Raw genomic sequence first — 21507 nt, forward strand, 5'->3', positions numbered from 1 at the left:
TGCATGCAAAAATTGTTTTGCAATTTCATTTACCTTCGCGCTCTTTGCGTCCTTAGCGGTTTATTAAGTTTATTAATAAGACCGGGCAAACAGTACTTTTTGCTTCGAGGGTTTTCTGGTGACCATGCATTCGCCTTCCTCTCCATCTTCCAGTGGAATGAGGCGAATAGTGGCTTTGGTTTCTTCTTTGATTTTCTCTTCGGTTTCCGCTGTGCCGTCCCAGTGGGCCCATACAAAACCGCCTTTGTCTTCAATCACTTCCTTGAATTCATCGTAAGAATCCACTTCGGAAGTCATCTCCTCGCGGCGTTTTTTGGCCTTTTCAAATAATTCGTTTTGAATATCATCCAGCAGTTTGTGTACGCGCTCGCCCAGGCCTTCGCGGCTTTCTATGTTTTTCTCAAGGATATCGCGGCGGGCCAGTTCCACATTGTTGTTTTCCAGGTCACGGGGTCCTACGGCAATACGCAGAGGAATGCCGGCCGCTTCGTGCTCGGCAAACTTGTACCCGGGATTCTGGTTGTCGCGGTCGTCTACTTTGATGCGTACGCCCAGTTCTGTGAGTTCTTCATAAATGCCGTCGGCGTATTCCAGTACGGCTTCGCGCTGTTCATCGCTGCGATAAATAGGTACAATCACCACTTGCGTAGGTGCCAGTTTTGGAGGAAGTACCAGTCCCTGGTCGTCGGAATGGGTCATAATCAACCCGCCAATAAGTCGGGTGGATACGCCCCAGCTGGTAGCCCATACCAGTTTGTGCTCGCCGTCTTTATCCTGGAATTTTACATCAAAAGCTTTGGCAAAATTCTGTCCCAGGAAGTGGGAGGTGCCGGCCTGGAGGGCTTTGCCATCCTGCATCAGGGCTTCAATACAATAGGTTTCCACGGCACCGGCAAAACGTTCGCTTTCCGTTTTCACGCCTTTCAGCACGGGCATGGCCATGAATTCTTCCGCGAAAGTGGCATATACGTCCAGCATCTGCCGGGTTTCTTCAACCGCTTCCTCTTTGGTGGCGTGGGCGGTATGACCTTCCTGCCACAGGAATTCCATGGTGCGAAGGAACAGGCGGGTGCGCATTTCCCAGCGAACCACATTTGCCCACTGATTCACCAGAATGGGCAGATCACGGTAGGATTGAATCCAGCTACGATACGTGTCCCAAATAATGGTCTCGGAAGTAGGGCGTACAATCAGCTCTTCTTCCAGCTTGGATTCGGGATCTACTTCCACGCCGCCGTCCACACTTTTGAGTCGGCTGTGGGTTACGACGGCACATTCTTTGGCAAAGCCCTCCACGTGCTGGGCTTCTTTGGAAAGAAAGGATTTGGGAATAAACAGCGGGAAGTAGGCATTTTCATGGCCGGTATCCTTGAACATCTGATCGAGGGCGCCTTTCATGTTTTCCCACAGCGCCATACCGTTCGGTCGAATGACCATGCTTCCGCGCACGGGCGAGTGCTCGGCGAGTTTGGCTTCGCGGACCACGTCCAGATACCATTGTGAATAATCTTTTTCCTGAGAAGTAATGTTTTTAGCCATGAACCTGTTTTAGATTGATTTTCCTTGAAGCATGGAAGTTAAGAAATGTAGCGTAGAGATTAAGGGCGGGCAGCTGAATTTCTTTAAACTTGTAGTTGGAGGCTCGTTGTCACTCGTTGCGAACTTCTCGTTCGTAATGCCTTCCGGAACCTCCGGTTCCAAATTGCTGGGGAGAGCATTTGAGGCATTGGCACCCTCCTTGTTCATTTTGGCTTGACCCAAAACGAACCAAAAACTCAAGAAAACTTGAACTCCTCGTTTCGGGAAGAGGGTTTTTTCTTTTAGATGGTACGGGGCCGAAACTCGTCAAACAGAAAGTTTTCAAGGGGCTTTTGAGCGTTGTTACGCAGGGCTTTATTGAGAGAACACCCGTTACGTATTGTTTGCTCGTTTATCATATTCAGCAAATCGGGCGACTCCGTAGGAGTCACATGTTGGTAGCCCCGGGTAAGCCCGTTGGGATGTTTATTTGAGGAAATGCGCATGCCGGGCGCAACCCGGGGTGTTTAACAAGCAACGAAAAATTTTTGCCGCGATATTTCCAGAGGCAAAAAATGATTTATCAAAAATTGGGCAATGAATGTGTTTGTAGCTTCTGTCTACACAACCCAATATGGCCAAACCAAATCCAAAACCCGTGGTCCAAAAAATCCGATTATTCTCAGCCAAAAAAATGTTTTACCCTTTGGTAGGAAAACCCGTATATTTGGTTCCTTTGAAATTTAGGATGCCGTGGTAGCTCAGATGGTTAGAGCGCACGACTCATAATCGTGAGGTCGACGGTTCAATTCCGTCCCACGGTACATAAAGAACTACAAAGCCCGATTCGGAAACGAGTCGGGCTTTTTTTATTTTCATTAGAAATTGATTCCAAAATAATGCCAGCAATTTCTTCATTTTATGGAATTATAATTTATATGTACTTCTTCGATGAAGAGCGGCATAGCAAACCTCACATTCATGCCAGATATTCTGATCAGGAGGCAGTTATCGAAATTCCTACAGGAGTGTTATTGGCAGGTGAGCTGAAAAGTAATAAGCTGAAATTGGTCGAAGCATGGATTGAAATACACAAAGATGAGTTGATGGCTAATTGGGAAATGGCTTCAAAAGGATTTCCAATTAAAGATATTGAACCACTCAAATAATCGAAGCAATGGAAAAAACAAGACCAAAAATCACTAAAGCAACTCCACAAAAAGATCACACCCTGCTTTTAACCTTCGAAAATGGGGAAGAACGCGTCTTTGATATCACCCCTTACCTGAAGAATTTCTTTTCAGAATTGGAAGACATCGAATATTTTCAAAAAGTATATGTGGAAAATGGCAGCATCGCCTGGCCACATGGGCAGGATTTAGCTTACGATATGCTCTATTATAAAAGTGAGCCGTTGGTTGTTTCTAAATGAAGCAGTATAAGAACTTTCAGAAAGCCCGATTCGGAAACGAGTCGGGCTTTTTTGTTATATATCGTAATATCGAGGTGCTAAAGCCCTTCATAAATATCCCTGCGATGCCCAATGCGGATAATCAAAATCAGGAGCCTATCGTCTTTGATTTGATATACCACGCGGTAATCACTTATGCGTATTCGCCAAAGGTTGTCAACTCCCTTTAATTTTGTACAGCTGGATGGTCTGGGATTTTTAGCCAGTTCGTCTATTGCCTCAATAATGTTTGATTTATAAGGCTCGGAAATCTTCTTCAGCGCTTTTTGGGCTTTGCGCTCAATTTGAATTTCCCAACGCATGCTCAGGATAGTTCTTTCTTAGCCTGCTCCCAAGGTATGAACTCACTCTCCGCATCTTCTAGAATACGCTTCGCCTCTGAGGCATCTTTATTATCTTCCAATGCTTGAATGGCTTCAAGATCCTGGATGGAAACCATGGCGGCTATAGCTTTTCCTTTTCTTGTCACTACAATGCGTTTCCCTCCATAACCACTTTCATTAAGCAATTCGGAAAAAGATTTGCGGGCACTGGCACTGTTTACTGTTTTTACATCCATAGCAAAGTGATTTAAACGTACAAGATGTACATAATGTACAAAATGTTCAATGTAATTTCTGTGGTAGGATTAACAGATCCCCCTAAAAATAATACCTCAACCCCACAGCGCCATTCCCTGCAAATTTCACATCAGGGGCGAGATCGAGGATAGGAACGGCTTCTACAAAGATATCGAGGGGCACGTTGGTAAATACGTAGGTGAGTCCCAGCGGAATGCGGGCACCGGCGGTGGGATTGTCGGCAAAGATGACGCGCCCGCCAATGCCGTAATAAAAAGCAACACCGTCGTTTTCAGGAAACCAGGAATGCATCAGGTAATCGGCGTGCATGTGGATGGCCTCATTGCGGCCGGTGAGCGACCACGCGGCCCCGATGTCAAAAGCAGAACGTTCGCTGAACCAGTTTTTGACGGTAACGCCGGAGGGTTCACCCAACATCACCCCAACACCAAAGTTTTTACCATGACCGGGGGCAGACTGGGCCTGGGCGTTGGTGGTTGAAATGACGGTTAGTAACATTAAAACAGCAGAAAATAGAAGTGTATATAGCGTTCTCATAGCGATTTTTTTGGAGTGATGGCAGGTATAAAAACGAAGGCTCAATATAGTTTTTTGAATCAACCAATACGAGAAATATTAAAGAAGATGGCACTCTGGTCGATAAAAGAAAAAGAACGGCATACAATAAATCATTTGCATAAAAAAACCGCCTTCCAACTCAATGGAAGACGGCAGATATCATCTACAGACGGCTATTACCCCATTTGCATCTAAAACATACACGGAAAGCGTGGGCTCGTCAATGAGGGGATTTACGTAATTTTTGTACGTAAAATTACGTAGTTCATCTCTTTGTCCATATAAGACCTCCAAGGTTTTGAAACCTTGGAGGTCTGTTGATGGTAGATTCTTATTCTTCCTTTTCGCCTTTCACATATGTATCAAACCAACCTAAGAAGCGTTCAAAGCGGTCTTTTTGGAAGGTGGGGGTGCGGATGCCATGATGTTCGCCGGGATATACTACCAGCTGCGTTTCGAGGCCGAGGCGTTTCATGGCCTGGTACATTTGTTCGGAGCCCAGGATGGGTACGTTCCAGTCTTCCGCGCCACCTATCCATAGCGTAGGCGTGGTTACTTTGTCTACATCATTAAACGGGGAGATGCGTTCCCATTTCTCGGGGGTTTCCCAGGGCAGGCCCAGCTCTTTTTCCCAAGTAAGCTGGTAGTGATCATGGCCGTAATTTGAACGGTAAAGCGTTTCGCTGGCTCCCGATATGGCGCCTTCAAATCGGTCGCTTTTCGTGATTACATAATTGGTGAGAATGCCGCCGTATGACCATCCGCCCACGCCCAGCTTTTCCGGATCGGCCACGCCCATTTCAATGGCGTGATCTACCCCGGCTATCACATCTTCAAAATCCTTGTTGCCCCAGTCGGCAAACAGGATGGAAGAAAAATCCTGCCCGTAACCGGAAGAACCTCGTGGGTTGATGAGTAGCACCGCGTATCCGTTGGCTGCAAACAATTGCGGGGTAAAATCAAAACTGTGATCGTATTGGGCAACCGGTCCGCCGTGCAGCCACAATATGGTGGGAACGCGCTCGCCGGATTCATATCCAACCGGCTTCAGAAGAAATCCTTCCACCATGGTTCCGTCTTCACTTTCAAACCGTATTTCTTCCATCTCGCCAAGTTCTTTCTGGCTGAGGAGTTCTTCATTCACTGAAGTGAGCTTCGACTTCTGATCGCCTTTATGTATATAAATAGCATCAGGTTGATTGAAGGTTCCTTGCCGGGTGGCAATCATTTGGTTGTGGAGATCAAAGCCGCTGATGGTGAGATCACCAGACAGTACGCGTTCCAAATTTTGTCCGTTTGGTTTGATAGAAGCCAGCTGGGTTTCACCGGCATCTTCCAGTTCAAACCAGATTTTGTTGTCGTTATCGGAAAATTGCGGAGAGGAAATATTGCGATCCAGGTCGGCCGTGAGTACGCGCATCTCGCCGTTTTCTTTTGCTTCGGAGAGAGCAAGGTCGTTGGTGGCGTACCAAATCACGCTGGTGTCAATCACAGAAATATGGGCAATGTGTTTGCCATCGGGGCTCCAGGCCGGGGAGTAGTCACCACCGGGATTGGTGGTGACCTGGATTAGCTCTTCACCTTTGTTCGTGTTGTCGGCATCCACGATCCAGATGTCGCTGTTGGAGTTGCCGTCGGGATTGTCAGTACGGTTACTTACGAAGGCAATTTGGGTTCCGTCGGGACTCCAGGTGGGAGAGGAGTCGTCAAAGTCTCCTGAGGTGATTTGCACAGCAGCGGTATCGCCCGGGGTGAAGGTGTAAATATGCGTACGTCGACGGTCGAGGTAGCCTACATAATCCCGCTTAAACTGAAGACGGTCAATTACGTGAGGTTGAGGCCGTTTGGATTCTTCTTCTGCGTCCTTGATCATCAGCAAAAGGCGGCTGCCGTCGGGCGACCACTCATAACCGGATACGCCTTGTTTGATATCGGTAAATTGCTGTGCTTCGCCTCCTCTGCGATCCAGCACCCACACTTGTGTTTTCGGATCATCATCACCCCTCGAAGCTAAAAATGAAAGGTATTTGCCGTCGTGACTCCATTGAGGACTGCTGGCTGAAGAACCTTTGGCAGTCATAGGCAATGGATCTCCGCCATCAACAGGGCTCATCCAGATACGCGTTTCTGATTCGTCCTCTTCATAATCGGTTTCGGTAACGGTGTAAGCCACCCATTTTCCATCCGGGCTGATAACGGGATCGCTCACCGATTTGAGTTTAAAGTAATCTTCAATTTTCAAGGGTTCGGATTCCGTTTGGGCAAGGGTGGTCGGGGAATCAACAAACATAAAGCAGACCAAAAGCAGCAGTAGAGGATAGTATCTGGAATACATAGAAGTGATGTTGGTGAAAAGTTATGCGCCCGAGGTTATTAAAGCATCCGGGCAAGCGGAATATAATAGAATTCTGCTCTGGTGCCGTAAAGTATTACAGGCTTTTGCACTCTGTGGAGGGAGGGGAGTTTAAAGCAGGGCTTGTTCGTTTTCCATGGCAAAGCGAACGAGGGCGGCTGTGTTCTTCAGCTTTAATTTTTTCAACAGGTTGGTGCGGTGCTTGTCAACCGTGCGGGGACTGATGTACAACTTTTTGGCAATTTCCGGACTGGTAAGGCCTTCGGTGAGCAGCGCTAAAATTTCACGCTCTCTTTTGGTGATGGATTTAACCGGATCGGGGTTCTTCTTCTTGCGGGCCAGGCGCATATATTCCTCCGTCATCATTTTGGAGAATTGCTTACCAATGAACCGTTCTCCTGCGGCCACCTTTTTAGCGGCATCAATCAGTTCCAGACTATGGGCAGATTTATGAATCAACCCAAAGGCCCCCGAGTCCAAAAATTCATTGAGGGTTTTTTGGCGGGTATCATCGGCCAGCAATAGGATGTTGGCATCGGGGTTTTTATCGATGATCTTTTTGGCAATAATGATGCCTTCCATTTCTGGCATGCGGAAAGAGAGAATACAAAGCTGGGGTTTGACGCTTTCAAAAGCGGTAAGTACGAGCGCCCCGTTATCCACTTCACTACATATGGTGAACGTTTCCTGTTCACGTAAAATGGAACTGAGCCCGTAGCGGAAAATTTCATTGCCGTCCGCAACTATGGTTGTGATAGCGTTCATAGTACCTCCCCAGGAACAATGAAAACAGTGCAAATGGTTATCCCCAACCCAATTTGAATGGATAAGGATATATAATGTAGTTAAAAAAGGGGCAAGTTTGCCAGTTTTATTTGGGGTGATGAATTTTGTTGTGATTTAGATAGTATTTGTCTTGGGCACAAACACCCTCCGCAGGTTTTGACGGGCCAAAACCGAGCACCTCCCTCAAGGGAGGACTTATCAGTAGTGGAATTCTAGCACGACAGCTTAGTATAAGTATCACAGCTATAATCTAATTTCGAAAAGTCTCTCCTTGAGGAGAGATAAATCAGTGCAGTTAGTTCCTGCACTGATTGTGAGAGGTGTTGGTGCCAAAGCGATAGTATCCTAAACGTTTTAAAAAAAATAGAAACTGATGAAGTGGTGATTATCCACATGCCTAAATCTTCGACCTCACCAACGCTCTCCTCCGCAAGGAGAGGCTTTTAAGAAACATGATTAAGATTGAAACCTTGATTGTACTTCTCATCAGTTAAAAGAGTTCTCCTCCTTGAGAAGGAGGAGCCAGAGGAGGTCGGAAAGATGGCGCACCAATGGTTGCTATAGTCTGACGGAAAGCTTCATTTAACAGATATACGAATGATCGATGGACCTAACAGTGATATGCGATGGCTAATGGAATAATCTAGTTTGTGAGTAAATTCCTGCCCTGTACCTCGACCTCACCTCGGTCCTCTCCTTCACAAACCCAATCACCGCCAATAAAATGGAACATTATTAGGTTGTTTTATCTTAATAAGCCATGGAAGTCTCCTAAAACAGATTCAGAATTAAGTGGGAGAATCTTTATTTTGTCGTTCTGAAAAATTCACAAATCAAAGCTTATGTCCTGGTTTAAACGCAAAGACGAAAACATCCAAACCGATACCCGCAAAGAAATGCCGGAAGGCGTTTGGGTAAAAGTGCCCACTACGGGTGAAACCATCCACAAGCGAGAACTGGAGGATAACCTTTGGGTTGATCCGCTCAGTGGCTACCATTTTCGCGTAGGCAGCGAGAAGTATTTTGAGATTTTATTTGATGAAGGCAAGTTCAAAGAACTTGGCCAGGAAATTCAGCCTACCGATCCGCTGGAGTTTGAAGACCGCAAGAAATACAAAGACCGCCTGGAGCAATACCAGGATAAAACCGGCCTCAGCGATGCCGCCCGTGTGGGTGTAGGCAAAATGAACGGTTTGGATATTGTAGTGGGCTGCATGGATTTTTCTTTTATTGGCGGCAGCATGGGGTCTGTAGTAGGCGAGCGATTGGGTATTGCCATTGATCATGCCCGTGAAAAGAAATTCCCGCTGATCATTATTTCTCAAACCGGCGGTGCCCGCATGATGGAAAGCGTGCTCAGCCTGATGCAGATGGCCAAGACCTCGGCCAAACTTGCCCAACTGGATGAAGCCGGCGTGCCTTACATTTCTTATATGACCGATCCTACCACCGGAGGCGTTACCGCCAGTTATGCTATGCTGGGTGATTTTAACCTGGCCGAGCCTGGTGCACTCATTGGATTTGCCGGGCCGCGTGTAATCCGCCAAACCATTGGCCGTGATCTGCCAGATGGCTTCCAAACAGCTGAATACCTGTTGGAGCATGGTTTCCTGGATTTCATTGTTCCGCGAACCAAAATGAAGTCCAAGCTCACAAAGTTGCTCAAGCTAACGCTTCAAAAAAATTAGCCCTCACCTCCGCTGCCAGTTAGCGGTTTTCCATTAACCCGGTTTTTACTCTATGAAAGCATTAAAACTTACTGTTCTAATACTGGCTCTGTGTTCAGTGGCCACTGTTGCCCAACAGCAGAAACCCATCACCTTTGATCATTTATTTGATGATACCTTTGCGCCCAATAGCGTGGAGAATATTCGATGGATGAATGATGGAGAATATTACTCAGCTACCCGTGACAATCAGATTGTGCGCTACAATATTGTTGACGGAGAGGAAGAAGTGCTTTTTGACGGAAGTAATTTTACCGGAACCGATGGAGAAAGCCCCTTTAACCTGCAAGGCTACCAGTTTTCCGCCGATGAGAGCAAGCTGCTTCTAAAAACAGATGTTGAACAGATTTGGCGCCGCAGTACCCGCGAAAATTATTATGTGTATGACATTGATCAGGAGGAGCTGATTAAGCTCACCGATAGTGAGGAGAAGCAGCAATACGCTGAGCTATCTCCTGCCGGCGACCGTGCGGCTTTTGTGCGTAACAACAACCTGTTTTGGGTTGATCTGGAAACAGGAGAGGAAACTCAGATTACCTCTGACGGCGAATTCAATAAGATTATCAACGGAGCAGCCGACTGGGTATATGAAGAGGAATTCGGTTTTGCCAAGGCATGGTTTTGGTCGCCCGATGGAGACCGGATTGCGTTTTATCGTTTCAATGAGGAGCGGGTAAAAGAGTTTTTTATGACCGGCTGGGGCGGATTATATCCGCAACAGGTGCGGTTTAAATATCCCAAAGCCGGTGAGCAGAATTCCATCGTATCCATTCATGTATATCACATCTGCAACGGAGAAACCGTAACCATGGATGTGGGAGAGGAAGACAACCAATACATCCCCCGTGTAAACTGGACACGTAATAATAACCTGCTTTCCTTTTATCGAATGAACCGTTTGCAGAACAAACTGGAACTGCTATTTGCCGATGCCGAGACCGGCGAATCTGAAGTGGTGCTGACGGAAGAAAGTGATGCCTGGATTGATGTGCATGATAACCTCTATTTCCTGGAAAACGGAAAACAGTTTATCACCACCAGTGAGAAAGATGGCTACAATCACGTGTATCTCTACGATATGCAGGGCGAGGAACTGGAGCAAATCACCCGCGGCGAGTGGGAGGTCACGAACCTGATTGGCCACAATGAAGACAACTATCGTCTGTACTATGTGAGTACGGAAGAATCCCCACTGCAACGGCATTTATATAGTATTCGGGTTGATGGGGATCGTAAGAAAAAACTGACCGAGAAAGCAGGCTGGCACGGCATCAACATGAGCCGGGATTTTAAATATTACATTGATAACTGGTCGGATTACGACAAGCCGCCGGTGGTTACCCTGTATCGCCAGAATGGAAAAAAGGTGCGGGTGATTGAGCAAAACAGCGAACTGGCAGAAATGCTGGATGAATATGCTTTCATCAATAAAGAATTTTTGACGCTGGATGTAAACGGAGCCAGTTTAAACGGCTACATGATGAAGCCGGCAAACTTTGACTCCACCCAACAGTATCCCATGTTGATGTATGTGTATGGAGGTCCGGGAAGCCAAACGGTGACCCGGCGTTTTGAAAGTGGTCAGCGGGGTATGTGGCACCAGTTTTTGGCCAACCAAGGCTACATCATTCTTTCCGTAGATAACCGTGGAACCGGCGCTCGGGGCAGAGATTTTGAGAAACAGACGTATAAGAAATTAGGACAGTTTGAAACGGCCGACCAAATTGCAGCCGCTCAGCAAGTGGCGAAATTGCCTTATGTAGATGAAAACCGTGTGGGCATTTGGGGATGGAGTTACGGCGGGTATATGTCTTCGCTGGCCCTGGCCGAAGGAGCAGATGTATTTAGTACCGCCATCGCAGTAGCTCCGGTTACGCATTGGCGGTTGTATGATACCATCTACACAGAGCGGTTTATGCAGACTCCTCAGATGAATCCACAAGGTTACAATTCGGGAGCTCCTCTGCTGAAGGCCGATCAAATTGAAGGAAATTATTTGCTGGTACATGGTACCGGTGATGACAATGTGCATTTCCAGAATGCGGTGGAAATGGTGAATGCCCTGGTTGCTGCCGATGTGGATTTTGAAACGATGTTTTATCCGAACCGCAATCATGGCATTTATGGCGGAAATACGCGAAACCATTTGTACCGCCTGATGTCTGATTTCATCCTGGAAAACCTATAAATCATCAATAATCAATCATAAATAAAAAATCACACAATGCGCTTTGCCGATTACGCTAAAATTTATGTAACTGCCGGACGTGGGGGCGATGGTGCGCTTCACTTTCGCAGGGAAAAGTACGTGCCCAAAGGAGGTCCTGACGGAGGTGACGGCGGCAAGGGCGGTGATGTTATTTTGGTTGGAAACGAGCAGCTCAACACGATCCTGGATTTGCGCTATCGCAAATATATCAAAGCAGAACGCGGACAAGATGGTGCGAAACAGCGAAGCTCCGGTTCTGATGGAGAAGATGAGATACTGGAAGTACCGCTGGGTACCGTAGTTTTTGATGCTGATAGCAAAGAGCGTTTAGGAGAAATCACCGAGCACGAAGAGAAATTGGTGATTGCCGAAGGTGGTAAAGGCGGATTGGGAAACTGGCATTTCCGCAGTTCTACGAACCAGACGCCTCAACACGCTCAGGAAGGCAAACCGGGTGAGGAAAGGGTGGTTGAATTGGAGTTGAAATTGATGGCCGATGTAGGCCTGGTGGGTTTTCCCAATGCAGGTAAAAGTACCTTGCTTTCAGCCCTCTCACATGCCAAACCAAAGATTGCCGATTATCCATTTACTACTTTGGAGCCTAATCTTGGTGTGGTGAAATTTGAAGATTTCCGCAGTTTTGTGATGGCCGATATCCCCGGGATTATTGAAGAAGCACATGAGGGCAAAGGACTTGGGATTCAGTTTCTGCGCCATATTGAGCGTAATAATGTGCTGCTGTTCATGGTGAGCGTTATGGGTGATATTGAGTATGAATACAAAGCCTTGCTCAATGAACTGAAGAGCTACCGCAAAGATTTATTGGATAAGCCGCGCGTACTTGCCATCACCAAGATGGATTTAAAAGAAGGCTACGAGCTCGAAGAAGAACTTCACTTTGATGATGAAATTCCCGTAATTCCTATTTCAGCTGCCACGGGGCACGGCGTTGACGAGCTGAGGGAGAAACTTTGGGAATTGATTCAATATGACAGAAAAGACAACGAAGAAACGTAGGGTACTAATAGCATTAAGCCTGATACCGGGGTTCGGGTGCCGGCGGGTATTGAATTTGCTAAAACAGGTGGAAGATCCCGCTGAAATCTTTCATCTTGGAAAACGAAAATTAAGGTCTATAGAGGGGATAGGAGAAGCATCAGCCTTGTCTTTGCTTTCTTTTGATGGCTGGGATGAAGTAGATGAAATCTTAGCTAAAACCGAACAGGTGGGTGCCCAGATTATCACGCTTGCCGACGAGAATTACCCTCCATTACTCAAACAGATTTACGACCCACCGATATTGTTGTGGATCAAAGGTAATCCTGAGGCCTTATCCAAACCGGGAGTGGCGGTTGTGGGAACAAGGAATACCTCAGCGTATGGTCGCAACATGGCTCAAAAGTTTAGTGAGGCTTTGGTAAATCAGGGCTTGTGCGTGTATAGTGGTCTGGCGTATGGGATTGATGCTATCGCACATAAATCAGCACTAAGTAAAAATGGAGCAACAGTAGCGGTGCTGGGTTCGGGTATCGATTGGATCTATCCTGCTAAACATAAACCGCTGACACAGCAGATCGTTGAATCGGGAGGGGCCGTAATTACAGAATTTCCGCCGGGAGCCAAACCCGATGCCGGTAATTTCCCGGTCAGGAACCGCGTTGTGAGTGGTCTGAGCCATGGGGTGCTGGTGATAGAATCAGGAATAAAAGGCGGGAGCATGATTACGGCAGATCTTGGCCTGGACCAAAATCGGGAGGTTTTTGCCGTGCCTCATCCTTTAGGGAACCCGTCGGGAACGGGATGCAATTACCTGATCAAACGCGGGGCAGCCAAACTGGTGCAAACGCCCGATGATATTTTTGAGGAACTGCCAATGGAATGGGCAAATAGAGCCGAAGAATCAATCCCAAAAGAAACACAGAAGAAAAGCTGGCGGGAAGCTGAGCTGGATGCTGATGCTCAAAAAATCTGTAAAGTGCTGGAGGGTAAGCCCTGGCAGGTAGATGCACTAAGCGAAGAAGTGGGAATGCAAACCAGTCAGCTTTTGGTAGCCTTATTACAGCTTGAAATGGAGGGCATTGTATTGCAAAAAGCGGGGAAAGTGTTTGAGCTCAAATAAGCACGCTCAAAAAATGGAAAACCAGTCTTTTAAGTTTATGGAGCTACAACCGATAACAGATTGTGTTAGCAATAGTAAGGTGCGGCAGGAAGACAATTGCTAAATCATTAAAATAATCTAATATTGTAGGCAATAATGTTAGGTTTCAATTTGTAGAAGTTGGTGAATAATGGAAGTAAACGTGCTTACTCCTGTTCCGGAAAAGGAATACGAACGCCTTAGAGAACTGTCTGATCTGGATGTTGACTATTCGGCTTTGGGTGAAGAGTTATATGATTTTGCCAAGCTGGCCGCTAAAATTGGCGGGGTAGAAAAGGCGCAAATAAATCTTATCGATTCAACCATCCTTTGGACGGTAGCAGCTTATGGTTTTGCTGTGGGACAACAGCGGAGGGAGAATTCAGTTTGCCAATACACGATTATGAGCAATGAGCCTTTTGAATTAGAGGATTATCGCCTTAACGAGAAAGTAAAAGGCTTGCCCATTTTTGAGGAACATCCAGAGATCACCGGTTATTATGGGGTGCCTCTCAACATCCCAAATGGCTACAATATTGGAACTTTGTCCCTATTCGGTGCAGGATCTGTGCAGTTTTCTGTTGATCAAAAGGAGATGCTCGCCTTGGTGGCTGTACAGGTGGTGGAACGTATTATCAACCTGAAGGAAAAAAATGAATTGAGGAAAAAAGTAGATGATGAAGTAGCTCTGCGCAGAAGTTTGAGCCATGACCTGAGAGGCCCTGTAGGGGGCATTATTGGTTTGTCTGATATGATTCGTGAGCAAGGCGAAGATAACGAAATGGACAGCGTGTTGGAGATGATTGAAATGATTCATGAAGGCGGAGAGGCCATCATTGAAAAAGTAAATGACGTGTTGGCTCAGAAAAAGAAAAGAGGCCAAAACCGCGAACCTGAAGCACACGAATTTAGCTTGAGGACATTAAAAGCCAAACTTGAACAACTTTACACCCCTTTGGCTATTGAGAAAGAAATTGATTTAACGATCGTCCACCACTCAAAGCATGAAGATATTCCTTTTCCTAAAGCCAAATTGCTGCAAGTGGCTGGCAACATCATAGCCAATGCCCTTAAGTTCACACCAGAGGATGGGATGGTTATGGTTCGCCTTGAATACGATTTGAATGCTTCGGGTGATTTTTTATTGATTACCGTTAAAGATACCGGCGAAATAGTCGATAACAGTAAAATAGAAGCACTGACTCAGTCAGTAGATCTTATTAATGGTCGTCATCTGCAGGATGAAAGAGGGTATGATGCAGGATTGACTATAGCCGCTAAATTAGTGAGAAAAGCTGAAGGGACTTTACGTATTGAGTGTGAGGAAGGGGAAGGATGTAAATTGGATATCAAATATCCATTAACGTAACGAATTAAAAAGAATATCCGGTTCCGGCAGGTGTTGATGCATCTCAAAGCAGTAATGCAAAAACGTAGTACCTGGCTCCCCGGAACCGGTATTTTATTTCAAAGACTGACCATTAGGTTTTATATCGGTAAATAGCTGCCAATCCTGAACTATTAGGTATTTCTGACTGTGGCAGTCCATAGAGCGTACTGCCTGTGCGTATAGCGCTTACGGCTGCATAGTTGATTAAATCAATAGTGCTGCCATTCATCTGATCCGATATCTGCACTTCATTCTCATCGGTATCAAACACACCAAACTGGCGAAAGCCCATTGGCACGAAAAGCGTATCTACTTTTCCATAATAAGCGCCTTTCACAATGTCAGAAACATCAGTAGAAATAAGTTCACTTCCATTCAGGTTATTGAAGCGCTCGATATCACTTTCAATCTCTTCTTTGAAGTAAGACTTGGCAATCTCCCACGACTCATCTTCAATTTCTTTCACGGATTTATCGTCGGCATTACCTGATAGTGTTTCATCCAGTACATTAAAGTACTTATTGCATTTTTTGTAATACGACACCAGCTTATCAGGTCCGGCAAGGATGAGCGGTCCGTTTACCTTCTTAAGGTATTTGGTAACCTTATTTTCGATATGCTTGAGAAAGAGTTCGAGCTCTTTATTGTTTTCATCCACGTCGGCTCCTTGTCCGTGGAATACCGCGCGCCCGCCTGATGTGGCCGTGTGATGCTGCACCGATCGTTCATGCTCGTGATATTTTAAATGCTCTTCCATGCTGGTGGGTACACTTTCAAAGGGTACTTTGGTAGTGGTGTCCGGAGCAATATTGAACATCTTTGTTTCACTTTGGCTTAATACCAGTACATGGTACACACCGTGGTGATTCTGGAGTTCAAGCAAAGGGGTTATCAAGAAGTTTTCAGCGATATAATAATTTTCTTCTGGACTTACCGGTATCTTGAAAAAGTCGAAATAATGATCGTTTATATACAGAGCTAATCCCTTGTCCTGATGCAGCCAAAATTGATTTTCTTCCGTTTTAGCATGCACTTTTTTAAAGAGCTCATCAACGTCGGGCTCCTTCCAGCCATCTTCAAGCAAGTCCTTACGCACTTTTTGAAGGATATTCTTCAGCCGGATGGAATCCTGTTTGGCTTCTTCCCCTTTTTTATGCGTGGGAATAAATATGGAGATATTGGAATCTCCAGTTTCGCTGATCAGTTTTTCAATTGTTTCTCTATTTACGACACTCATGAATAACTCCTTTGTTTTTTCTTAGTGTATTGTATGTAACACAACACAAATAGCCTGATATTGTTCCATATATGGACAATAGTCTCAATAATTAATAGTGTTTTGGGGTGAAAGTAAAGACATAGTGTAGAAATTTTGCGGCAAGCTGTAACGAAATATATAGAAGTTCTATTCGTGAACAGCCTGAATACTTACTTGTAATATCGGGCGGGAGCTTGGATATTTGGGGCTAACAACTCCGCCGGTAAATACGCATTTAACGCTATTTTAAAAGTCAGTTTTTGATCGAAAAGGAAGAAATTTTATTAAAGTTCTATATCAAGATCATTCTTGTGTGGGGCCTGGTCTCGATAGCTCCGGTGTTGGTTCAGGCACAGTCCACGATTGAGCAAGAAATGGAGTTGAGGCCTGCTAAAACCGACAGCGCTTATTTTCTGGGAGAGTGGGTGGAGCCTTCGTCTGTCAGATTGTTGCTGAACGGGGATACGCTGGCTACAAATTCCTGGGATTTTGATGAGCAAACGGGGCTATTAAAGATTCAGCAAGAATTTCCTGCAGGCAGTGTAGTAGTCGTTAATTTTCAGTCTTTGCCCCTTAGCTTAAAACGAAGTTGGCAGCCTTTGAGACCGGTTGAGGCAGATTCTGCCCTGTTCGCTAATCCAGATTCGTTGGGAGAGGAATTACAAGGGTATTCTTCTGATGCAATTACGGATTTATCAAACCTGAGGCAGTCGGGTAGCCTCAGTCGGGGCATTATCGTGGGGTCTAACCAGGATTTCTCCCTGGAGAGCGGCCTGAATTTTGAATTATCCGGAGCATTAACTGAGAATATTGATATCAATGCCTCTTTAACGGATCAAAGCATTCCTATTCAACCAGATGGTACCACGCAAAACCTGAGAGAGTTTGACAAGGTATTCATACAGTTGCAGGCGCCATCGGCATCAGTTGAAATGGGAGATGTAGACATTAGTTTGGAGCAAAGTACTTTTGCCCAACTTAACCGGAGGTTGCAGGGCGCTGCGGGATATGTGGAATCTTCATATGGGGATTACAGCGGTGCGGTATCGGTGGTGAGGGGAACCTATAAATCCATGAACTTTAGCGGACAGGAAGGAGTCCAAGGACCTTACCGGTTGACGGGAAGAAACGATGAAGAATTTGTGGTGATATTGGCGGGTACGGAGCGCGTTTTTGTGAATGGCCAACAGGTGCAACGTGGCGCTGATAATGACTACGTAATTGATTATGGCCTGGGGGAGATTACCTTCACTAATAAGCTGTTGGTAAAAGACGAAACCCGAATTGTGGTAGAATACGAATACATAGACCGTGATTTTAATCGAACCATGGTAGCCGCACAGGGGGGAGATGTGTTATTGGATGGACGACTCAAAATTGGTGCCACGGTAATCAGGCAGGCGGATGGTGACGATCTGCTATCACAGCAAACTCTATCTGAAGATGACATTGCTGAGTTAAGGCAAGTGGGGGATGATGTAGATCAGGCGGTAGTAAGTGGAGCAAGTGTAGCTACAGAAGAGGAGCGTCAGGAGTTCTTATTATACACGCGGGTTGATAGTACGATAAATGGCGAAGTCGTTTCTATATATGAACATCGCCCGGGTGGGAGTGAGAATATTTATCGGGTACGGTTCTCGCGGGTAGGCGAGAATGAAGGGAGTTATCGCAGAGCCAGCGGGCAGGCTAATGGCTTATTGTATGAATGGGTAGGACCGGGGCAGGGCTCGTATGCTCCATTCCGGCAGTTGCCGGCGCCACAAGCACAGCAGATGGCTGCTATAAACGGGAGTTTTCAGGTGGCTCCTAAAATTGAAGTATTTGGCGAATGGGCCGTCAGTGATTTTGATGCCAACCGTTTTTCCTCCATAGATGATGACGACAACACCGATTTGGCTTATGAATCAGGCATTAAGGTAGATGAAGTTAAAAGTGGGATTGGTGAAATAAGTGCCCGTGTATCCCGGCGCTTTTCTGGAGATCGTTTCCGATATTTCGAACGTACGAGAGAAGTGGAGTTCGACCGCAAATGGAATATTATCCGAACCGGTCAATCCCGGGAGGCTTTAAACGAAGCAGTGGTTGAAGTGCGGCCATCTTTGAATACTATGGTAAGTGGAGAAATCGGAACCATAGACCGTCAGGACTTCTCCGGGATTCGGCAGGGAGCGTCGGTCACTAGTAACGAAGAAGGACTGCTTAATGTAGCCTATCAACAAGACTGGGTGCAAAGTGAGGATGAGGCGCTTGCCAGTGATGGAAACTGGTTCAGGCAAAATGGAAACATCTCAAAACCCCTGGAGACCGGACCAGTAGTGATTACGCCCTATGTTAGATTTGAGCAGGAAAACAGGGAGCAGCGAGATGCTAACAGCGATTCCTTGTTACAGGTATCTCAGGCTTTTTATGAGGTAGGTCCGGGCGTAAGATTAGATTGGCAGGACTTTGAAATAAATGCGAGTGTAGGCTACCGGGAACAGCAGGCGGTATTAGATAACAGTTTAAGAGATGAAGCAACCGCTTTGGAACAGCATTACCGGATTCGTTTCAGTCCCAGTCGTTTTTTTGAAACTTCCAATGAAGTTCGGTTGAGGGACAAAACATATACCAATGCATTCAGACAAGAGGGCCGGGCCGGGCGACAGGGCTTGCTCATTAAATCGGTTACAAGTTATATGGATAAAAAAGAAGTGATTGACGGTGAGTTTTTCTATCAGGCCAATACCCGAAGACAAGCGCTGTTGCAAGAGGCCTATGTAGAAGTTGGTCCAGAGATCGGGCAGTATGTTTGGGATGATCTAAATGATGATGGCGTGCAGCAAATTGATGAGTTTTTTCCTGAGGTTAGTGCAAACGAAGGAACTTTTGTCCGCCAATTTTTGCCCTCCGATGAATTTTTCCCGGTCGTAGATCTCAATGTCAGGCTGATCAATACCATTCAGCCTTTTGCGAATATAGCAGGGGATGAAGACATAGAAGATCGGCCCTGGTGGTCTGGTATGCGGCTGCGTTCAAGGATAGATATCAGGGAGAATTCAACTACCAGCAATTTGGCGGATGTATATCTGCTGAAGTTAAATACCTTTCGAAATGATTCGAATACGGTTGAAGGGCGGTTGTATTGGGAGAAAGAGCTGGACATCTTACCCGCTCTGGATGTAGCAGATGTAAGGATTGGATATTCTGAGAACAGAAGCTTAAACAGGCGTAGCAGCGAATCACTCCGGAATTATACCAACCGGTTATTCCTGAGTAGCCGGTACGACTTAACGGGAAGATTACGTTTACTGCTAAATTCAGAAACATCTATAAATAGCAGCAAGAGCAGCAGGCTTCAAAACAGGAATTTTGATATACAATCCATGAGTGTGGAGCCAGGCATTGATGCCACAGTGAATCGTTCATGGAGTGCCGCACTAAATGTAGCTTATCTAAACAAAGAAGACCGCTACCCAAATCAGCCGGTAACGGCCAACATGATTAAAGTTGCTACCACGCACCGGGCCTGGCTCTGGAGAAAAGTACAGGCTAACCTTCGGCTTGAGTTAAGGAATACGGTTATTGACGGGAGTTCGTCCACCTATGGCAACTACGAGCTGACGGAAGGCACAGGTGAAGGAACAAATCTGATATGGTCGGTTGGCAGTACATATCAGACTAACAGTTTGATTCGCTTTAGTTTTAATTACGACGGGAGAACGGTAAAAAATATGCCCGCTATCCATACTATTAAATTAGTTATGAGCGCAACCTTCTGATAAAAGTCGTTATAAAAAAATAACTTAGTTATTGTACCAGTTAAGTGGGTAACATTACGTAAAAATGCAATTTTAGATGGGATGTGACTTTGACATTTAGTGTAAAATGAACTATTCTTTCGCTTCATTAATCTTAGCCTTTAACATTTAAACATTAGTGGAGTAGACATGATATCGTCGATTGCTCTTTTTCTTTTACAAGCCCCTGCTGACGAAGGGTTTTTCAATGTAGTTGTCGCAAAATTTAACGAGGGTAACGAAGGTGGATGGATGTGGCCGGTATTGGTTACATTGATTCTTGGTCTTGCCATATTCCTGGAAAGGATTATTACCTTGAACCTCGCCGACATCAACACTCGCAAATTTATCGTTAATGTGCAGGAAGCACTTCAAGAAGGTGGCGTTGATGCTGCTGAAGAGCTTTGTGCCAAAACCCGTGGTCCGGTTGCTTCCGTATTTCAAGCTGGTTTGATGCGTTCTCACGAAGGTATCGAAGCTGCTGAAAAAGCAATTTCAGCTTACGGATCAATTGAAATGAGTTTCCTGGAGAGAGGGCTTGTTTGGTTGTCACTATTTATCGCCATTGCACCACTCTTTGGATTCCTTGGTACGGTAGTAGGTATGATCGAGGCTTTTGATGATATTGAAGCTGCGGCTGATATTTCACCAAGTATTGTAGCCGGTGGTATTAAAACTGCTCTCTTGACAACCGCCGGAGGTTTGATAGCGGGTATTATTCTGCAGATTGGATACAACTACTGTGTATCTAAAATTGACCGCCTGATTGCCGAAATGGAAGAAAGTTCTATTACGCTGATTGACTCTATTATCCTTCTTCAGGAAGGTAAGCCCATTGTGCCTAACGCTGGGCCTGAAGCCGATTCAGAAGACGCTTAATAAATCATAATCCCAACAATAAATAGGATCATAAAATGGTTGCAATAAGTGTCGGACTTGCTTTTGGGTTGCTCGCTTTAGGTGTCCTCACCATGTTTGGTGCTGGTATCCGAAGCCTGGCCCTTGGCAAACAAGATTTTAAACGCATTGGTATGATGGCTGTTCCATTTGTAGTATTTGGAATTTCCTATGGGGTATTTGGCGAATTCGCCAAGTCAGCAATTTTTACTGCTGCCCTGATGATGGCTGCCATGATACTGTCGATAGCTTTTACAGGCTTACGTGGAACTTTTAAGTTTTAGTAGTAGGACAACGATATGTTAATCAAGAAACGCAAAAGGGAGGATGCCGATATCAATGGGTCATCTATGGCCGATATCGCCTTTCTGTTGCTGATCTTCTTCCTGGTTACCACCACGATTAACGTGGATACTGGTATCGGGCTGGTGCTGCCACCCCCGCTTGAGGAAGATCAGGAGCCACCTCCGATTAAAGAACGAAACCTGATGAACATTCTGGTGAATGCTCAGGGACGTATCCTGATGGATGAAGAACCTTATCAACTTGATGAGGTGAAGCCCCGTCTTATAGAGTTCATTAAGAACCCTAATAATGAAGCTGACCTGGCAGAAAACCCTGAACTCGCGATTGTATCTATCAAAACACAGCGAGCTACTCCTTACCGCATCTACGTTGATATGTTGGATGAGGTAATGGGAGCCTACAAGGATCTCAGGGATGAGGCCTCGCGGACTAATTACGGTGTTCCTTATGGTGCACTTCGTGAAGAAAGCCCGCAACAGCAGCAGGTTAAGGATATGTACCCTAAGAAAATCTCAATCGCAGAACCAGACGAGAGTTAAT

19 protein-coding genes and 1 tRNA gene are annotated in these 21507 nt (G+C 45.8%); 12 read left to right on the forward strand and 8 right to left on the reverse strand.

What is annotated here, in order from left to right; translation table 11 throughout:
* Positions 1-72: 72 nt before the first annotated feature.
* The gene (proS, locus tag FN815_RS02880; protein WP_142453107.1) at positions 73-1539 is read right to left on the reverse strand and encodes a proline--tRNA ligase; all 1467 of its coding nucleotides are present in this window, start codon (positions 1537-1539) and stop codon (positions 73-75) included.
* A gap of 281 nt (positions 1540-1820) precedes the next feature.
* A complete protein-coding gene (locus tag FN815_RS02885; RefSeq protein WP_142453108.1) occupies positions 1821-2024 on the reverse strand; it encodes a hypothetical protein in 204 nt (67 codons plus the stop codon).
* 244 nt (positions 2025-2268) lie between these two features.
* On the opposite strand from FN815_RS02885, the gene FN815_RS02890 reads away from it, so the two are divergent.
* From FN815_RS02890 to FN815_RS02900, 3 genes are all read left to right on the forward strand, one after another.
* Positions 2269-2342: transfer RNA gene (locus FN815_RS02890), tRNA-Met, on the forward strand.
* 75 nt (positions 2343-2417) lie between these two features.
* A complete protein-coding gene (locus tag FN815_RS02895) occupies positions 2418-2687 on the forward strand; it encodes a DUF4160 domain-containing protein (RefSeq protein WP_142453109.1) in 270 nt (89 codons plus the stop codon).
* A gap of 8 nt (positions 2688-2695) precedes the next feature.
* Positions 2696-2950 carry a DUF2442 domain-containing protein gene (locus tag FN815_RS02900; RefSeq protein ID WP_142453110.1) on the forward strand — a complete coding sequence of 85 codons (255 nt, stop codon included), beginning with the start codon at positions 2696-2698 and terminating at the stop codon, positions 2948-2950.
* Between the two features lie 77 nt (positions 2951-3027).
* On the opposite strand, the gene FN815_RS02905 is transcribed toward FN815_RS02900, so the two are convergent.
* The 5 genes from FN815_RS02905 to FN815_RS02925 form a co-directional block, all read right to left on the reverse strand.
* A complete protein-coding gene (locus FN815_RS02905; protein WP_142453111.1) occupies positions 3028-3291 on the reverse strand; it encodes a type II toxin-antitoxin system RelE family toxin in 264 nt (87 codons plus the stop codon).
* Between the two features lie 2 nt (positions 3292-3293).
* Positions 3294-3548 (reverse strand): type II toxin-antitoxin system Phd/YefM family antitoxin, encoded by a 255-nt coding sequence (locus tag FN815_RS02910; RefSeq protein ID WP_142453112.1) that lies wholly within the window; start codon positions 3546-3548, stop codon positions 3294-3296.
* Between the two features lie 82 nt (positions 3549-3630).
* Positions 3631-4107, reverse strand: a complete 477-nt coding sequence (locus FN815_RS02915; RefSeq protein ID WP_246075127.1) for a hypothetical protein — start codon at positions 4105-4107, stop codon at positions 3631-3633.
* Positions 4108-4459: 352 nt separating this feature from the next.
* Positions 4460-6463 carry a S9 family peptidase gene (locus FN815_RS02920; RefSeq protein WP_221930223.1) on the reverse strand — a complete coding sequence of 668 codons (2004 nt, stop codon included), beginning with the start codon at positions 6461-6463 and terminating at the stop codon, positions 4460-4462.
* Positions 6464-6592: 129 nt separating this feature from the next.
* Positions 6593-7246, reverse strand: coding sequence for a LuxR C-terminal-related transcriptional regulator (locus tag FN815_RS02925; protein WP_142453113.1), 654 nt, complete (start codon positions 7244-7246; stop codon positions 6593-6595).
* An 863-nt stretch (positions 7247-8109) separates the two neighbouring features.
* Between FN815_RS02925 and accD the strand changes: the two genes are divergently transcribed.
* The 5 genes from accD (at position 8110) to FN815_RS02950 (ending at position 14709) form a co-directional block, all read left to right on the forward strand.
* Positions 8110-8955 carry an acetyl-CoA carboxylase, carboxyltransferase subunit beta gene (gene accD / locus FN815_RS02930; RefSeq protein ID WP_142453114.1) on the forward strand — a complete coding sequence of 282 codons (846 nt, stop codon included), beginning with the start codon at positions 8110-8112 and terminating at the stop codon, positions 8953-8955.
* A gap of 52 nt (positions 8956-9007) precedes the next feature.
* Entirely contained in the window at positions 9008-11182 is a 2175-nt protein-coding gene (locus FN815_RS02935; protein ID WP_142453115.1) for a S9 family peptidase, read from the forward strand.
* A gap of 36 nt (positions 11183-11218) precedes the next feature.
* Entirely contained in the window at positions 11219-12220 is a 1002-nt protein-coding gene (gene obgE / locus FN815_RS02940) for a GTPase ObgE (RefSeq protein ID WP_142453116.1), read from the forward strand.
* Positions 12192-13322, forward strand: a complete 1131-nt coding sequence (gene dprA, locus FN815_RS02945) for a DNA-processing protein DprA (protein WP_142453117.1) — start codon at positions 12192-12194, stop codon at positions 13320-13322. Before obgE ends, dprA begins: the two co-directional genes overlap by 29 nt.
* A 169-nt stretch (positions 13323-13491) precedes the next feature.
* Positions 13492-14709: a sensor histidine kinase gene (locus FN815_RS02950; RefSeq protein WP_142453118.1), complete on the forward strand. Its 1218-nt coding sequence runs from the start codon at positions 13492-13494 to the stop codon at positions 14707-14709.
* 112 nt (positions 14710-14821) lie between these two features.
* Here the strand turns inward: FN815_RS02950 and FN815_RS02955 are convergent, their stop codons facing one another.
* Positions 14822-15967: a baeRF7 domain-containing protein gene (locus tag FN815_RS02955; RefSeq protein ID WP_142453119.1), complete on the reverse strand. Its 1146-nt coding sequence runs from the start codon at positions 15965-15967 to the stop codon at positions 14822-14824.
* A 281-nt stretch (positions 15968-16248) separates the two neighbouring features.
* On the opposite strand from FN815_RS02955, the gene FN815_RS02960 reads away from it, so the two are divergent.
* From FN815_RS02960 to FN815_RS02975, 4 genes are all read left to right on the forward strand, one after another.
* Positions 16249-19746 carry a hypothetical protein gene (locus FN815_RS02960; protein WP_142453120.1) on the forward strand — a complete coding sequence of 1166 codons (3498 nt, stop codon included), beginning with the start codon at positions 16249-16251 and terminating at the stop codon, positions 19744-19746.
* 168 nt (positions 19747-19914) lie between these two features.
* Positions 19915-20643 carry a MotA/TolQ/ExbB proton channel family protein gene (locus FN815_RS02965; protein WP_142453121.1) on the forward strand — a complete coding sequence of 243 codons (729 nt, stop codon included), beginning with the start codon at positions 19915-19917 and terminating at the stop codon, positions 20641-20643.
* A gap of 35 nt (positions 20644-20678) precedes the next feature.
* Positions 20679-20945, forward strand: a complete 267-nt coding sequence (locus tag FN815_RS02970; RefSeq protein WP_142453122.1) for a hypothetical protein — start codon at positions 20679-20681, stop codon at positions 20943-20945.
* Between the two features lie 15 nt (positions 20946-20960).
* Positions 20961-21506, forward strand: coding sequence for an ExbD/TolR family protein (locus FN815_RS02975; RefSeq protein ID WP_142453123.1), 546 nt, complete (start codon positions 20961-20963; stop codon positions 21504-21506).
* Position 21507 lies beyond the last annotated feature (1 nt).

This window comes from Gracilimonas mengyeensis (assembly GCF_900182705.1).
Taxonomy (GTDB): Bacteria; Bacteroidota; Rhodothermia; order Balneolales; family Balneolaceae; genus Gracilimonas; species Gracilimonas mengyeensis.

Coding starts and splice junctions, on each gene's coding strand:
- proS (WP_142453107.1), bottom strand. CDS start 1,539: ATGGCTAAAAACATTACTTCTCAGGAAAAAGATTATTCACAATGGTAT.
- FN815_RS02885 (WP_142453108.1), bottom strand. CDS start 2,024: ATGCGCATTTCCTCAAATAAACATCCCAACGGGCTTACCCGGGGCTAC.
- FN815_RS02895 (WP_142453109.1), top strand. CDS start 2,418: ATGCCAGCAATTTCTTCATTTTATGGAATTATAATTTATATGTACTTC.
- FN815_RS02900 (WP_142453110.1), top strand. CDS start 2,696: ATGGAAAAAACAAGACCAAAAATCACTAAAGCAACTCCACAAAAAGAT.
- FN815_RS02905 (WP_142453111.1), bottom strand. CDS start 3,291: ATGCGTTGGGAAATTCAAATTGAGCGCAAAGCCCAAAAAGCGCTGAAG.
- FN815_RS02910 (WP_142453112.1), bottom strand. CDS start 3,548: ATGGATGTAAAAACAGTAAACAGTGCCAGTGCCCGCAAATCTTTTTCC.
- FN815_RS02915 (WP_246075127.1), bottom strand. CDS start 4,107: ATGAGAACGCTATATACACTTCTATTTTCTGCTGTTTTAATGTTACTA.
- FN815_RS02920 (WP_221930223.1), bottom strand. CDS start 6,463: ATGTATTCCAGATACTATCCTCTACTGCTGCTTTTGGTCTGCTTTATG.
- FN815_RS02925 (WP_142453113.1), bottom strand. CDS start 7,246: ATGAACGCTATCACAACCATAGTTGCGGACGGCAATGAAATTTTCCGC.
- accD (WP_142453114.1), top strand. CDS start 8,110: ATGTCCTGGTTTAAACGCAAAGACGAAAACATCCAAACCGATACCCGC.
- FN815_RS02935 (WP_142453115.1), top strand. CDS start 9,008: ATGAAAGCATTAAAACTTACTGTTCTAATACTGGCTCTGTGTTCAGTG.
- obgE (WP_142453116.1), top strand. CDS start 11,219: ATGCGCTTTGCCGATTACGCTAAAATTTATGTAACTGCCGGACGTGGG.
- dprA (WP_142453117.1), top strand. CDS start 12,192: ATGACAGAAAAGACAACGAAGAAACGTAGGGTACTAATAGCATTAAGC.
- FN815_RS02950 (WP_142453118.1), top strand. CDS start 13,492: ATGGAAGTAAACGTGCTTACTCCTGTTCCGGAAAAGGAATACGAACGC.
- FN815_RS02955 (WP_142453119.1), bottom strand. CDS start 15,967: ATGAGTGTCGTAAATAGAGAAACAATTGAAAAACTGATCAGCGAAACT.
- FN815_RS02965 (WP_142453121.1), top strand. CDS start 19,915: ATGATATCGTCGATTGCTCTTTTTCTTTTACAAGCCCCTGCTGACGAA.
- FN815_RS02970 (WP_142453122.1), top strand. CDS start 20,679: ATGGTTGCAATAAGTGTCGGACTTGCTTTTGGGTTGCTCGCTTTAGGT.
- FN815_RS02975 (WP_142453123.1), top strand. CDS start 20,961: ATGTTAATCAAGAAACGCAAAAGGGAGGATGCCGATATCAATGGGTCA.